The sequence below is a fragment of the Verrucomicrobiia bacterium genome (assembly GCA_036405135.1).
In the GTDB taxonomy this organism is placed as follows: Bacteria; Verrucomicrobiota; Verrucomicrobiia; order Limisphaerales; family JAEYXS01; genus JAEYXS01.
Genome location: DASWYF010000037.1, coordinates 125875 through 140643, shown reverse-complemented (window position 1 = coordinate 140643; position 14769 = coordinate 125875). Strand labels below are relative to the sequence as shown.

Annotated in this window: 7 protein-coding genes; 6 read left to right on the top strand and 1 reads right to left on the bottom strand. The window is 53.9% G+C overall.

Annotation, left to right across the window (positions count from 1 at the left end):
- Positions 1–469: 469 nt before the first annotated feature.
- From VGH19_18435 to VGH19_18420, 4 genes are read left to right on the top strand one after another with little or no spacing between them, the layout of a single operon-like run.
- The gene (locus VGH19_18435; protein ID HEY1173353.1) at positions 470–2698 is read left to right on the top strand and encodes a DUF1553 domain-containing protein; all 2229 of its coding nucleotides are present in this window, start codon (positions 470–472) and stop codon (positions 2696–2698) included.
- A gap of 50 nt (positions 2699–2748) precedes the next feature.
- On the top strand, positions 2749–4980 hold the full coding sequence (locus tag VGH19_18430) for a PPC domain-containing protein (protein ID HEY1173352.1): 2232 nt from the start codon (positions 2749–2751) through the stop codon (positions 4978–4980).
- Positions 4977–7793, top strand: a complete 2817-nt coding sequence (locus VGH19_18425) for a c-type cytochrome domain-containing protein (GenBank protein HEY1173351.1) — start codon at positions 4977–4979, stop codon at positions 7791–7793. Before VGH19_18430 ends, VGH19_18425 begins: the two co-directional genes overlap by 4 nt.
- A gap of 56 nt (positions 7794–7849) precedes the next feature.
- Positions 7850–9256 carry a DUF1501 domain-containing protein gene (locus VGH19_18420; GenBank protein HEY1173350.1) on the top strand — a complete coding sequence of 469 codons (1407 nt, stop codon included), beginning with the start codon at positions 7850–7852 and terminating at the stop codon, positions 9254–9256.
- Positions 9257–9585: 329 nt separating this feature from the next.
- Here the strand turns inward: VGH19_18420 and VGH19_18415 are convergent, their stop codons facing one another.
- On the bottom strand, positions 9586–11205 hold the full coding sequence (locus VGH19_18415; GenBank protein HEY1173349.1) for a response regulator: 1620 nt from the start codon (positions 11203–11205) through the stop codon (positions 9586–9588).
- Positions 11206–11333: 128 nt separating this feature from the next.
- Here VGH19_18415 and VGH19_18410 point away from each other — a divergent pair, with 128 nt between their 5' ends.
- Together VGH19_18410 and VGH19_18405 are read left to right on the top strand one after the other, a co-directional pair.
- Positions 11334–12071: a response regulator transcription factor gene (locus tag VGH19_18410; protein ID HEY1173348.1), complete on the top strand. Its 738-nt coding sequence runs from the start codon at positions 11334–11336 to the stop codon at positions 12069–12071.
- A gap of 127 nt (positions 12072–12198) precedes the next feature.
- Positions 12199–14763 (top strand): transporter substrate-binding domain-containing protein, encoded by a 2565-nt coding sequence (locus VGH19_18405; GenBank protein HEY1173347.1) that lies wholly within the window; start codon positions 12199–12201, stop codon positions 14761–14763.
- Positions 14764–14769 lie beyond the last annotated feature (6 nt).

Here is a 14769-nt window from a genome sequence, read left to right as displayed (position 1 = left end):
TATGTGCACCAAAACGTGCACCAAAATGCTTAAGCCGGATTAAGTCGGATTAGATCAGATGCAGCTTGATTCCTTGGAGAAAAGTGCGACTTTTCGTTTGAAAACTTGGGTTTTCGAGCGATTCCGACCCTCGCCCCCAATTCCAACTGCGTGTGCAGCAACGGTTTAGGAGGCAAGAGCCTTCCAAAGGACACCAAGATGGACATCCGTCTTTATGCCCCAACACGACGTCAGACTAAGCTTTAACCTTGCTTCGCGCTCAGCCAATCCCCCTCTTCTTTGTAATTTTCTTATCCCCGGAAGCAGTCTGTGCTTTTTGGTAAATTGATTCAGGCAGACTGTTCCTAGCCTCAATTTCTCTGTCGTATCGTTGCAGTATATAAGAACCAATTATCCCCTTAAAACCGTTCGTGGGCATCCGAAAAATAATTTGAGGAAAACGCCGTTTTCAGCGTCAATGCATCAAAGCATGGACCCCAAGCCGCCACTATTGCGAACGGCCTGTATTGCCTTGATGGCAATGTTCGGCTCTGCAGTGGTCGGATTCGCCTCCGAAGCCTCTCGTCCGCTAAATTTCGTGAACGATGTCGTTCCGATCCTGACCAAATCCAGCTGTAATTCCGGTGGGTGTCACGCCAAGGCTGTGACCGGCCAGCGCGGTTTCAGGCTTTCATTGTTGGGGTTCGAACCTGAGGAGGATTACGAGCACATCGTCAAGGAAGGCAAAGGCAGGCGCATATTTCGGCCAGCTCCGGAGCAAAGCCTTTTTCTGCTGAAGGCGGCAAATATCGTCCCCCACGGTGGCGGCAAGAAGCTCGATCCGGATTCCGAAGGCTACCGCACTATCGTCAACTGGATCGCTCAGGGCCTGCCCTACGGCTCCACCAATGATCCTCAGTTAGTCAGCATAGAAGTCTCCCCCAACCGGCTCTCGATGAAGGCGAAGACTGAGCAGCAGCTCAAGGTAATTGCTCGTTACTCAGATGGCAGTGATCGCAATGTCACCCACTTGGCACTTTATGAGCCAAACGACAAGAGCATGGCAGAGACCAGTGAGGAGGGCTTGATCAAGACATCCGATATTCCAGGCTATGTCGCCGTGATGGTGCGTTATGCGGGTAAAGTGTCAGTGGCCAGCGTTTCCATCCCGCTCGGCGCACCGGTAGACCGCTTACCGACAGCCAAGAACTTTATTGATCAATATGTCTTCGCCAACCTGAAGCAAATCGGCATCCCCCCTTCCCCGGTTTGCGATGATGCCACCTTTCTACGTCGTGTCTCTTTGGACATCGCCGGGCGACTGCCTACCACTGAGGAAACCCAATCCTTCCTGGCCAGCAAGGAATCGAATAAGCGCGATCTCGCCATCGAGGCATTGCTCAACAGTCCTGATTACGCCGATTACTTCGCCAACAAATGGACCGCGCTGCTTAAGAACAAGCGGGATGACAAAGCGGACATCACGGCAAACTTTGCCTTCCATGCCTGGATGCGCGACAGCCTGCTGGCGAACAAACGCTACGATGAGATTGTGCGCCAGATTCTCGGGGCCACTGGCACCATCGTCGCGAATCCGGCGGTGGCCTGGTATAAGCGCGTGAAAGAACCCACCCAGCAGCTGGAGGATGTCGCTCAACTTTTCTTGGGTGTTCGCATGCAATGCGCCCAATGCCACCATCACCCCTTCGAGCGATGGAGCCAGCAGGACTACTACAGTCTTTCAGCTTTCTTCAGTCAGGTGGGTCGCAAACCGACAGCCATTGCCGACGAAGATCTCATCTATCACAAGCGCGGCATCGCCCAAACTGAGAACAAGAAAACCCATCTGCCCGTTAAGCCTGCTGGTTTGGGTCAACCCACACTTGATATACCACCCGACGAAGATCCGCGCCTGAAACTGGCGGATTGGATGAGCGAAAAATCCAACCCTTTCTTCGCCAAATCCTTGGTGAACCGTTACTGGAAACATTTCTTCAAACGCGGGCTTATCGAACCGGAGGATGATATCCGCGACACCAATCCCCCGACCAATCCCGAATTGCTCGACGCTTTGGCTCAGCATTTCATAGAGAGTGGTTTTGACCTAAAAGCCGTCATTCGAGCCATCACGCAAAGCCAGACTTACCAACTCAGCGCCTTCCCTAACGAGCACAACGCCATCGATAACCAAAATTTTTCCCACTACTATCCGAAGCGGATGCAGGCGGAAGTTTTGCTGGATGCCATCGATCAGCTTACCGGAGCAAAGTCCGACTTTGCCGACCTGCCCCCCGGCACACGCGCCATCTCCTTACCGGACAATAGCTACAACCGCGCATCCCCCTTCCTGAAAGTCTTTGGGCGTCCCGAGGGTGAGAGTGTTTGTGAGTGTGAACGCGTTCAGACCTCCAGCCTTGCCCAAAGTCTGCATCTCATGAATGCGTCCGATGTGAAAGCCAAGCTTACCGCCAGCAATGGCCGCGCCGAGCGATTGGTGAAGGAAGATAAACCAGAATCGCAACGCATCCGGGAAATCTATCTGGCCGCTTTCTCACGCGAGCCTGCCCCCGAAGAAGTCCACATCGCAGAAAACTATCTAAACCAACCTCGCACCGATGCCCAAGGCAAACCTCTAGACTCACAGCGGGCCATACGTCAAGGCTACGAAGACTTGCTCTGGGCGATCATCAATACAAAGGAATTCCTCTACAACCACTGACCATGACCGCTAAATCCGCCATAAAGCTTGCGCTAGGGTTGCTAGCCCTAATGCCGTCTACTGCCGTGGTCGCCCAACAAGTTTGCCTGCCTGCTCCACGACTGCTGACGGTGATGCCCATGGGCGGCCAGATCGGTTCAAGCGTGGAAGTCCAGATCACGGGCGAAAGCATCGAGAATATCAGCGAGTTGCAATTCTCCACTCCCAAGATAATGGCCAAGCCGGTGATCGGCCCCGATGGCAAGCCGGTGGAGAACAAGTTTCTGGTGACCATCGCACCCGATGCGCCCGTCGGGGTCTACGATGCGCGCGTGATTTCCCGGCTCGGCATCTCATCAGCCCGAGCCTTCTCGACGAGCCATCTCCCAGAACAGACCCGCGAGAAAGCGAACACTTCGGTAGAGACCGCCATGAAGTTGCCGGTTAACTCAATTTGCAACGCCACCATGACCAAGCGCGCGGTGGATTATTATTCTTTCTCAGGCGTGAAGGGCCAGCGCATCGCAGTGGATTGTGCCGCTGTGGGGATCGACTCCAAGCTCACGCCGGTAGTCATCATCGCTGACGCGCAAGGCCGCGACATCGTGCTGAACCGCACAGGCGGAGTGCTGTATTTCACCCCCACCGCCGATGGCACTTACTTGGTAAAAGTCCACGGACTCACTTTTTCTGGCGGACCAGAGCATTTCTATCGGCTCGCCTTGGTGACGGCCCCCGGGGATGAACCGATTGCGCGTCAACCGACCACCCCCATGGTGAGTTCCATGTCATGGCCTCCGACAAATCTGGCAGCCTCTGCGCAAACGAAAGAAACAGAACCTAACAACCAACAAATCCAAGCGCAGAGGATCACCCTCCCCTGCGATATCGCGGGCAGTTTTTACCCTGCTGCCGATGTGGACACCTATGAGTTCACCGCCAAAAAAGGCGAGACTTGGTGGGTGGAAGTGGCCTCTGAACGACTGGGGTTGAACACAGATGCGTTTGTGCTGGTCCAGCGGGTCACTAAGGAAGGTGAAAAAGAAACGCTTACAGACATCGCCGAACTGAATGACATCGCCAGCCCGATGAAGGTTTCCAGCAACGGCTATTCCTATGATGGTCCGCCTTACGATGCAGGATCGCCCGATGTACTCGGTAAATTCGAAATCAAGGAAGACGGCACCTACCGTCTGCAAGTTCGCGACTTGTTTGGTGGCACCCGTAATGAGCCTGACAATGTTTACCGTTTGATCGTCCGGCAGGCTGCGCCAGATTTCACGCTGGCAGCTTGGGCTGTGCATATGACTTTGCGTAATGGTGATCGCGCCGCGCTCTCCAAGCCGGTCGCTCTGCGGGCGGGGGCTAGCATGGCCATGGAAGTTGTGGTGATCCGCCGAGATGGTTTCGATGGCGAAATCGAACTGTCGATGGAAGGTCTTCCCTCCGGCGTCAGTGCCAGTGGTCTTAAGATCGCGAAAGGCAAATCCTATGGCCACATGATCATCAGTGCTGCCAGCGATGCCAAGGCAGCTCACTCCGTGGCTAAGATATTTGGTCGTGCCATCATCAATGGCAACACAGTCACTCACCCTTGCCGGGTCGCCTCGATGGAATGGCCGGTCCGTGATGCGAAGCAGGAGATACCCAGCCCCCGGCTTATGGCAGATCTGCCCGTCTCCGTCAGCGATTCTGAGGGTGCGCCCGTGACCATCACTGCCAGTGCGAACAAAGTCTATGAAGCCAACCCGAATGATGTGCTGAAGATCCCCTTGAAGCTGACATGGCGCGATGAGTTCACCGGGACTGGCATTGGGCTGCGCGCCTATGGCTCAGGTTTTGAAAAGGTGAAGGAGTTCGATATCCCTCTCAAAGCCGGCACTCACGAGGCATCACTCGATTTGGGCGCGCTAAAAATCCCAGCTGGCGAATATACCATCGCCTTCTATGGCAGTGCGGTGAGTCGCTATCGCTATAATCCTGGCGCAGTGGCAGAAGCTGAACTCGCCCAGAAGAAAACAGCACAAGAGGCCACAACCTTGGCTGAGATGGCCAAGAAACTGGCCGAAGAAGCCGCCAATGCACCGACCGACAAGAAATCGGAAGCTGCCAATGCAGCAAAGATCGCCGCAGAAAAGCAAAAGCAAGCTGAGGCCGCCAAGGCTGAGGCTGCCAAACGGATGAAGACCGTCACCAATGCGGCGACACCTCAGGACACTGTGGATATCATCGTCTCCGAGCCGATCCGTATTTCTATCAAAGGCACTCCCACTACGACGGCAGCCGTGACTCCGAAAAAATGACGACCAAAGCCGAACATAGCAAAGGACTCCGCTGGCTGAAGCATTCCGTGCTTACTGTCGGTCTTTGTCTGCTGCCTGCTCTTTCGGTCTCCGCTGCAAATGTCGATTATTACCGGGACGTTTTTCCCTTCCTGAAAGCCAACTGTCTGGCCTGCCATAACAAGACGACGACCAAAGCAGGTTTGGATATGGAGTCACCGGAATCCATGCGCAAAGGCGGCGATTCCGGCCCCGCCATCGTTCCAGGCAAAAGTCGGGAAAGCCTCATCGTTCAAGCCTCTCTCCATCAGAAAGACATGGAGATGCCCCCGGCAAACAACAAGTCAGGTGCAGTAAAACTGACTTCTGCCGAGATTTCCTTGCTGAAGTCATGGATCGATCAGGGAGCGAAAAGTTCTGTCCAGCAAGAGCGACAGGTCGTCTTTCAGGCACTGACGGGTGGCAACTATCCCATTTACAGCGCTGCGATGACGAAAGACGGTCGCTACGCTGTCTGTGGCCGCTCCAACAATCTTTTCCTATACGATCTGGCTACGCGGCAATTCGTATCACAGATACTGGACGAGTCGCTGAAATCCGGCACCGCGCATCAAGCCCAAGTGCAGTCGCTTGCCTTCAGCCCCGATGGCACGCGACTCGCCTCTGGAAGTTTCCGCGAAGTGAAAATCTGGCGGGAAGAAAAGGTGGTTGGGTCTCTAAGACCGGCGAATGCCAAGCTCGGCCTGCAATCAACCATCATCAGCCGCGACGGCACAAAAATTATCGGGGCCAATGAAAAAGGTGGCCTTGTTGTTTTGGATGCCATCAAAGGCAAGTCCATCAAGCGCATCAGCAACGTCAACAAATCCGGCATCAAGCTGTTGAGCATCTCCCCGGATGGCACCAAGGCCGCAGTCTGGGGCAACGACGCCGTGCTAAGTGTCTGGACTTTGAAGTCCGGCAAAATGCTCACCTCCAAGACCGACGTAGCTGGTCTTAAAGTCTTGGAATGGTCTACCGACAGCCTGTCATTGATAACCGGCGGCGATGATAAAACCATTCGGCTATGGTCCGTCCCCACATCACGTGATGCAGAGCTCGTGTTGGACAAAGAATTTAAAGATGCCGTCAGCAAAGTTACTACCGTGATCAGTGGACCGACTTCCGACCAATTCGCCACTGCCAGCGAGGATGGCAAAGTGCGATTCTGGAGCATCAGCAAAGGCGCGGTGGGGAAAGAGCTTTCCGCACCGGGGGTATTGAATATCGCCCTGTCTTACGATGGCAAACAGCTGGCCACCAGTAGTGCTGACGGGTTAATACGCATCTGGGATATCGAGACGGGCAAACAACTGATCGAATTAAAAGAGCGTCTAAGCGCTGAACAGCAGATTTCGTCACTAGATTGGACAGTTGCCGCGCAAACTCTGGAGCAAACTTTCCATAAGGGAGAAATCGCCCGCATCGAGGCGCAGAATAAAGCACTGGATGAACTTCTCAAGAAAGCCAATGCGACCATCGAAACGATGAAGAAAGTGGTGCCTGAAAAAGCCAAGGCTGTTAAGCCTGCTGAAGAAGCAAAAGCCGCCGCGCAAAAAGTAGTGGATGAAGTCTTGGCCCTCATCGCCAAAGCTCCTGAAGGTAAAGCCGATGCCGCCTTGGAAAAACAGCTTAAAGACGCCCAGGAAAAACTCGCACCGGTGATCATGGCGGAGAACTCTGCTATCGCGGGCGTCTCAGCCGCCGAGAGCAACTTGAAAGACGCTGAGAACGATGTCGCTCGCATCACAGATACCAAAGCCAAAAACCAGATAGTTTTAGAAACCGCCAAAGCGGCAGTCGAAGCCTCCAAGCAAGTATTGGACAAAGCAACCGCTGACCTTGCTGCCGCCAAGCAGTCCTTGAGCAAACCAACTGCAAAACCGCTTTCCCTGGCATTTTCTGAGGATAATCAACGAGTCGCAGTGGCTTTCGACGATGGTAAAGTGGAAGTCTGGGCGGTAGCTTCCGGAATCCCAATCGAAGAAATTACCGGTCCTATCAGCAGCGCTGCCTCATTGGCTAGAGGCAGCAACGGATCATTCATCGCCACTCTGGCTGATGGCGCCATTCTGACGACTGGCACCAAGCCACACTGGTCACTCGAGCGTGTTCTCGGCCAAGGCAGGGACCACGCGTTATTCGCCGATCGCGTGAATGCAGTGAGGTTCAGTCCGGATGGTAAAACCTTGGCTACTGGTGGTGGCGACCCTTCTCGCGCCGGGGATGTTATTCTATTCGATGTCGCCAAGGGCAAAGTCATCAAGACTTGGAAAGAACGCCACGCAGATAGCGTGTTAAGCTTGGACTTCTCCCCGGACGGCACCCTGCTGGCCTCAGGCGGGGCAGATAAGATCGCTCGAGTCACCGATATCACTACTGGCGAGCAAGTGAACCTTTTCGAGGGTCACACCCACCATGTCATGGGTGTCACCTTCCGGGCAGATGGCCGGGTACTAGCCAGCGCCGGGGCTGATGGCGTGGTGATCGCTTGGGATATGACCACCGGCGAGCGGAAGAAGAAGATCGAAGGCTGGAGCAAGGAAGTGACCTCGCTCCAGTTCATCGGTGCGTCCAACCAATTGATCACTTCTGCGGGTGATAACCGAGTCCGCATCATCAATGATGATGGCCGCGAAATTCACGCCATCACGAAACTGCCTGATTTCATGCAAGCCGCCGCCAGCACCGCCGATGCCAGTGTCATCATCGGGGGCGGCGAAGACAGTGTGTTACGCGTCTGGGATGGGACAAACGGCAAAGAACTCGCCGTGTTCGGCGCCCAACAAAAATGAAAACTGTTTATCACCGACTATCGAATTGATCGCCGCCATCTAAAAACTTACAGCTTATGCCATCATCGATCATACCTTGCCCGGGCCCACTGAGCCGCCGCAGCTTCATGCGCGTCGGCTTGGCCGGTTTCGCGACGTTGAGTTTGCCCGCCGTGCTGCGTCTTCAGGCAGAGAGCGCCAAGCTGGCCGACCACAAGAAAACGGCCGTGATCATGGTTTGGTTACCAGGTGGTCTGTCGCATATCGACTCATATGATCCGAAGCCGGATATCGGCAGCGAGTATCGGGGGCCGTTCAAGACCATACCGACGAAAATTCCCGGAACGCACTTCACTGAGCTGATGCCCTTGCAGGCAAAGATTGCGGACAAGTTCACGGTCTTGCGCTCGATGAATCAGAAGGCGGGCGGACATCCGGCTGGCTCCATGCAGATGCTCTCCGGCGATTCGGATGAGCGTGATAAACCGAAGCCCCGGCTGCCTGATTGGATGTCAGTGGCCAATTACCTCCGCAGCAAGGGCGCGAAACGCACCAATCCCCTACCCAACTACGTTGGCGTAAATCCTCCACTGGAATACAATGGTCCAGCCTATCTGGGCGATGCCTTCTCTCCGTTCGCGGTGCAAGATGACCCGAGTCGCCCCAACTTCCAGGTACCGAACATTGGTCTATCAGACACCGCCGAAGCAAAACGGCTTAGTGACCGCGTGGCCTTGCGCAAGAGTTTGGACCGCATGGAACGCGCCTTTGACCGTGAAGGTGAATTGGGAGCCTTGGATGAATTTGAAGCCCAAGCTGCGACGATGCTCACCAACCCAAAAGCCCGCGATGCTTTTGATCTCAGCAAGGAAGATACCCGCACCCGTGATCGCTACGGACGGAATCGCTGGGGCCAGCAGTTGCTGCTCGCCCGCCGTTTGGTGGAAGCCGGTGTGGACATCGTGACCAGCAGCCTGAGCGGGCCTCTCTGCGGCCGGGTGCAGAATTGGGACGATCACGCCGTAAATCATCACGTCTTTGAAGCCTTGCGTTTCCGCATGGGCAACTACGATCAAGCTGTCTCAGCCCTCATTGAGGATATCTATGCTCGAGGGTTGGACAAACGTGTATTGGTGGTCGTCACGGGTGAGTTTGGCCGCACGCCAAAAATCAATTTCGATCGCAGTACCGGTGCTGGAGACGCCAGCGCCGCTGCTGGCATTCTGCAACCTGGCCGCGACCACTGGCCGCGCGCATTCTCCAATATCTGGGCGGGTGGCGGAATCAAGACGGGGCGCGTCATCGGAGCAACCGATAAGCGCGCAGAAGACGTCACTGAACGTCCTTGCGGTCCCGGCGACTTCCTCGCAACCATCTACCATCATCTCGGCATCGATTCCTCGAAAGTCGCCATCAATGATTTCAACGGGCGGCCAACGCCGATCGTGGACCATGGTCGGCCAATTCCAGAACTGATTGCCTGATTAAATGTCAAAACAGGTCTGATCGGATTAGAATATAGACAGCAGGCATCTTACGAATACCAACACCCATACCAAGTATCTACGATCGGATTCGGATAGATACGTCCGGATTCGCGTTGATCTGTCTTAAAGGCAGCCGATTCCGGCCTCGCCTCCAAATCCAATAGCTTGCGCAGCAAGGGTTAGCTGCCCCAAGAGCCTCGACAGACACCAAAACGGACACCAATTTTATTGGTCCGTTACTGCTTCGAGCTACTGGTCTTTACTCGCTAAATCCAAAGCGTTGGTTTTAATCATAGTCGTTTTTATAGTGGGTTGTTTGAAGCATACTACCACTTGATCAACAACTCTTGGGCATGAACCAAGTTGGCAACAGGCAAAGAACAATTTCGCGACGGAATTTGAACCTGAGGACTCCCGGGCAGTGTTATGGTAGCTTCGATACCATGCTGATCCTTACGGTTTGCGAGCGTAAACGACCCGGAGAAAGCATCCATCAACTCCTTCACCAAAGAGAGACCCAGCCCCCAGCCATTTACGTTTCCAGTAAAATATTTCTCCGCCTGAAAGAATGGACGGGCAACCGATTTGAGCTGCTTTGCGCTCAGGTGCATTCCGTCATCACACACTCTGATCATCAGATCTGAAGCTTCGGATTGGCTAATGCTCAGCGTGATTCTGGGATCGCCTTTGGGATGAAACTTCATCGCATTGGAAATAAGGATCAGGAGCAGCAATTCCACTCCTGTTTCATTAAGCGGCAGCGCCTGAGACATAGCGGTAGAATCCACCCGAAGTTCGGGTGTTTGGAGCAGACGTAGTTGCGTAGTTATCCGCTGCAGACAACTTTCAATTTTGGAAACCTCATAAAGTCCGGTGAAATTTTGCCGCAAGTTGGGATCTACGAACCTCAGCAATGAGTCGTTCAAATCAATCAGACTCTCGATGGCTCCCCCAGCCATGCGTCCCCATTCACATTGGGCGACTTCGGGGATCTCCATCTGCATCACTTGAAAGGCCCCATTAAGGATGTTCAACGGAGTCCGCAATTTGTGAGAGACCAGGTTTTGAAAAACCATGCTCATCCGGCCAAAGGCAATCATTTCTGTCACATCACGCATCAGCCCTACTTTGATGCGCTGACCATTCATCTCGGCGTATCGCCAGCGCACCTCGAGAACATACTCCGGTGCCGTAGGTGACTCCGGACACACCCATTGCTCTTCATAACTGGCTTGCTGTTCTTCCAGCATGCCTTTGCACCGGTAGTGACGGTCCCGCAATTCAGGCAACCGCTCCTCCCCTAGTTCTTCCTCTGCATCTAGAAACAGCCAATGCCGGGCTGCTTCATTGGCATAGTGCAGGTGCCCATCAGCGAACTGGATCACCACGCCATCAGCCATGCCCTCAACCATCCAGTTCATGAGTTCACGCTGATCTTTGAGCACCCGGAAACGGTTTAGACGCGTCAAGGTTCGCAGCCGTATCTTCAATTCCAGACTGTCGATCGGTTTTTCGAGGAATTCATCAGCTCCCGCCTCCAGCCCGGCCAACCGGGATTTACGGTCACAGAGTGCGCTCATCATCACCACCGGGATGGCGGCCAGTTCCGGTGAGCGTCGCAAGTTTCGACACACCTCATACCCGTCCATGCCGGGCAGCATCACATCCAGCAAAATGACATCGGGCTGAAGGCTCTTGGCTTTTTCCGCACCGGTGATGCCATCACTGGCCAGATGCAATTCATACCCCTCCCGGTATAAGATTGATTCGATGACCTCATGTATCACCGGTTCATCGTCGATCAACAGTATCTTCGGGATGAACAGAATGGATGTATCATTCCCGATCTCGGAATGTTGGTTGACGCCATCGCACAAACTGGCTCCATCACAAATCGAGCGTCCTTCAGTTCTCTCTGTCAACGGGCTTTCAGCGTAAGTATTCATGTCATCTTGGCGGATTCCCCGCCTCAACTCTACTAACGGATGATTAGGCCGATTAGGAAACCTCAGAATGGTCACAGATTTGTCAAAAGTTTCCCTTTACGGCTGCCGATATAAGGAAATAGAAATTTATGGCGTACATGCAGCCCTTAACCAAGAAGCGCATCTTGCTGATTGAGGATGACCCGGTCCAGATGATGGCCGTCCGGGATTATCTGACCAATCTCGGTTACCTCGTATTGGAAGCATCCGATGGCGAATCCGGCCTGCAGAGCGCGTTGAACAATTTGCCGGACATGATCTTGGTGGATTGGATATTGCCGCGTCGCAGCGGTGCTGACATCTGCAAACAACTGCGCGACCTGGGCAACCAAACGCCGATTGTACTGCTAACAGCAAAAAATGATTTAGACAGCCAAGTAGGCGGCTTGCAGGTCGGGGCAGATGACTATTGGACCAAGCCGCTTCCGCTACGTTTACTGCAAGCCAAACTGGAAGCCCTCCTTAGAAGGCGCCAAAAAGAGCAACAAAGCACCGCGAACTATCAATTGGGCAAAGCTACCTTTGACCCCGCCAATGCTCGCTTGTCCAGCGAAGGACATGAGGTCGAGTTGAATCCCAAAGAAGCGGGAATTCTGAAGTTACTACTCCTCAACGAAGGGGTGCCAGTAAACCGTGACCGCATGCTGGCCTCGGTTTGGGGCTTCAACAACCTGCCCAATTCACGCACGGTGGACAATTACGTCGTCTCTCTGAGGAAAAAGCTGGAATCCATTGCCGGAAAGGAGGTTACGATAGAAACCAAACGCAACCTGGGCTACCTCATCGTACGCGTCCCCTCGGTGGCCGAACTTTCTCCTGAGATATAGCTCCTGCCGATTCACCCTGCTGGCGCAAATTCTCCCTGCCAGTTTTTACCTTCTCATGACACTTCCGGGCTACGCTCGGTCAAGATACGGCCGTATTCTGTTTTAAAGAATATTCGGCATTTGACCGATGCAAACACTAAGCGTTATGCGAAATATATCCCTGCGCCCAACACTTCGTCAGCAAGGCTGGCTGAGCGTTATCAGTCTGCTTTTGACCCTATTTGCCGTGGCTCATGTACAAGCCGCTGTAATCACGAATAGCCTGTCACCGCGTAAATTGGTTGTCGGCTGCGAGCTCTCCTACCCGCCCTTCTCGCTCACCAAATCGGATCATACCGCGGACGGCTTCACGGTTGAGCTTTGGAAAGCTGTCGCCAAAGAAGCGGGGCTGCCTTACGAGATCAAGGTGGCTCCTTTCCACGAGGTGTTGGTTGGCTTCCAAGAGGGAAACATCGATGTGATGATCAACCTGGCTGAATCTGATGCCCGTAAAGAGTTCAGCAGCTTTGCCGTTCCACACGTCACGATGCATGGCGGCATCTTCGTCCGCAAGGACAGCCGGATCAAAAGCGAGGCCGATTTCCCTGGCAAAAAACTCATCGTCCTGAACCGTGATCTGGCTCATGACTACGCCTTGGCTCGCGGCTGGACGAATCTCATCACCGTGGATGACGTGGAAAGCGGCCTGCAATTGCTCTCCAAGGACACCGGAGATGCGATGCTGGTGGGAAAACTGGTGGGCCTCAATGAACTTCGGGAACACAAAATCTCCAATGTGCATGCGCTGGATCAACAGCTTGAATTTTTCCAAAAATTCGCGTTCGCAGTAAAAAAGGACACCCCGGGAAATACCGAGCTCCTCGCCAAGATCAATGAAGGTCTCGCCTTGGTGAAAGCCAAAGGCATTTACGATTCCTTATACGAAAAATGGTTCGGAATTCTGGAGCCACGAACTCCCAGTCTGATGCATATCCTGAAAGTAGCCATCCCGGCCATCGTGGTGATCACCCTGCTGTCCATGGCTTATGTCTTTGAACGGCGTCTGCGTCTGCGCTTTAAGCAATCACTATCCACCCTGAATGCCACGCTGGAATCCACCGCTGACGGCATTCTTGTGACCGATCCCAAAGGGGGAATCCTAAACTACAACCGCAATTTCCTGACCATCTGGAATCTGGGTGACGGTTTGATGGTCAGCGGGGATAGCGAAAAGATTTTCGCACATATTGCCAGCCAGACTGAGAACCCCGATGCGTTCAAAAGCAGCGTCAACTGCCTGTACGAGCAACCGGAGACCGAACGCTTCGAAGTGATTCATTTAAAGGATGGGAGATGCCTGGAGCGTTACTCCAAGCCGCAGTACGTTGATGGCCGTAGTTACGGCCGGGTCTGTTGCCTCCGGGATGTCACTGCCCGAGAAGTAGCCGCCAAACAAGCTGCCATGTTCAACCAAGAACTGGAACGACGCGTCACCGAGCGCACCCTTCAACTCGAAGCTGCCGGCCTTGCACTCCAACGGCTTTCATACGTCGCTTCTCAAACCAGCAACTTTGTCATCATCTGCTCCCCAGAGGGAGCAATCGAATGGGTCAACCAGGCATTCGAACGCCGCACCGGTTGGACCTTGGATGAAGTGAAAGGCAAAAAGCCCGGGCAGTTCCTACAAGGTCCGGAAACAGATCTCGGAACCGTCGCGCAGATGCGAAAAGCCATCGCTGCCCAGGAACAGATCCGCGTCGAGATCCTCAACTACTCCAAACTCGGTGAGAAGTATTGGGCGGAGGTCGATATATCCCCGGTGAAAGACATTAATGGCAAAGTCATCAATTTCGTCTCAATTCAGACGGATGTAACCGAACGACTGCAAGCCAGCATGGAGCTGGTGCGTCAGCGCGAAGAACTGGCCGGGTTGAACAGCAATCTTCAAAAAGCACTGCAATCGCGCGACGAGTTCCTCGCTGCAATGAGTCATGAGCTGCGCACACCGCTCAACAACATGCTGACGCTTACCGAGATCCTGACCGAACAGGATTTCGGTCCGCTCAACGAACAACAGCTCAAATATATGAACCAAGTGTTCGAGAGCGGCGATCACTTGCTCGAATTGATCAATGACATCCTTGATCTGGCCAAGATTGAATCCGGCGGAAACGCACTGGATTGCGAATGGTGCGATGTCGAATCGCTCTGCGAATCCAGTCTGCGTCTCATCCGCCCATCGGCCGTCAAGAAACAGCAGGACCTGCAATTTGTTTCAGACATCGGTGAAATGAAGATCTGGGCCGATCCTCGCCGCATCAAGCAGGTGTTGGTAAATCTGCTGGGCAATGCCGTCAAGTTCACCCATATAAAGGGACAGGTTCAGCTTAGCAGCCATCGCATCCATGACTCGGTGGTCTTCGAAGTCAGTGACAACGGGATTGGAATTGATGTCAGCAAACGTTCGCGACTCTTCAAGCCGTTCGTCCAGCTTGATAGCGGACTTTCACGCCAATACGACGGCACCGGTCTGGGGCTTGCCTTGGTGCGCGGTCTGGTTGAGCAGCACGGTGGAAGGATCCTGGTGGATAGCGAGCCGGGCAAGGGCAGCAAATTCACCGTTTACATTCCATTGCAAAAACGTCCGGCCAAGGACACGGTGGACGGGAGAACCAAGTCCGCCGAAATCAAAGCTCTGCGCACCTATTCTTGACCAGTA

What these genes read in the sequence shown, in the direction of transcription:
- VGH19_18435 (HEY1173353.1), top strand. Translation starts at nt 470, where the DNA reads ATGGACCCCAAGCCGCCACTATTGCGAACGGCCTGTATTGCCTTGATG.
- VGH19_18430 (HEY1173352.1), top strand. Translation starts at nt 2,749, where the DNA reads ATGCCGTCTACTGCCGTGGTCGCCCAACAAGTTTGCCTGCCTGCTCCA.
- VGH19_18425 (HEY1173351.1), top strand. Translation starts at nt 4,977, where the DNA reads ATGACGACCAAAGCCGAACATAGCAAAGGACTCCGCTGGCTGAAGCAT.
- VGH19_18420 (HEY1173350.1), top strand. Translation starts at nt 7,850, where the DNA reads ATGCCATCATCGATCATACCTTGCCCGGGCCCACTGAGCCGCCGCAGC.
- VGH19_18415 (HEY1173349.1), bottom strand. Translation starts at nt 11,205, where the DNA reads ATGAATACTTACGCTGAAAGCCCGTTGACAGAGAGAACTGAAGGACGC.
- VGH19_18410 (HEY1173348.1), top strand. Translation starts at nt 11,334, where the DNA reads ATGGCGTACATGCAGCCCTTAACCAAGAAGCGCATCTTGCTGATTGAG.
- VGH19_18405 (HEY1173347.1), top strand. Translation starts at nt 12,199, where the DNA reads ATGCAAACACTAAGCGTTATGCGAAATATATCCCTGCGCCCAACACTT.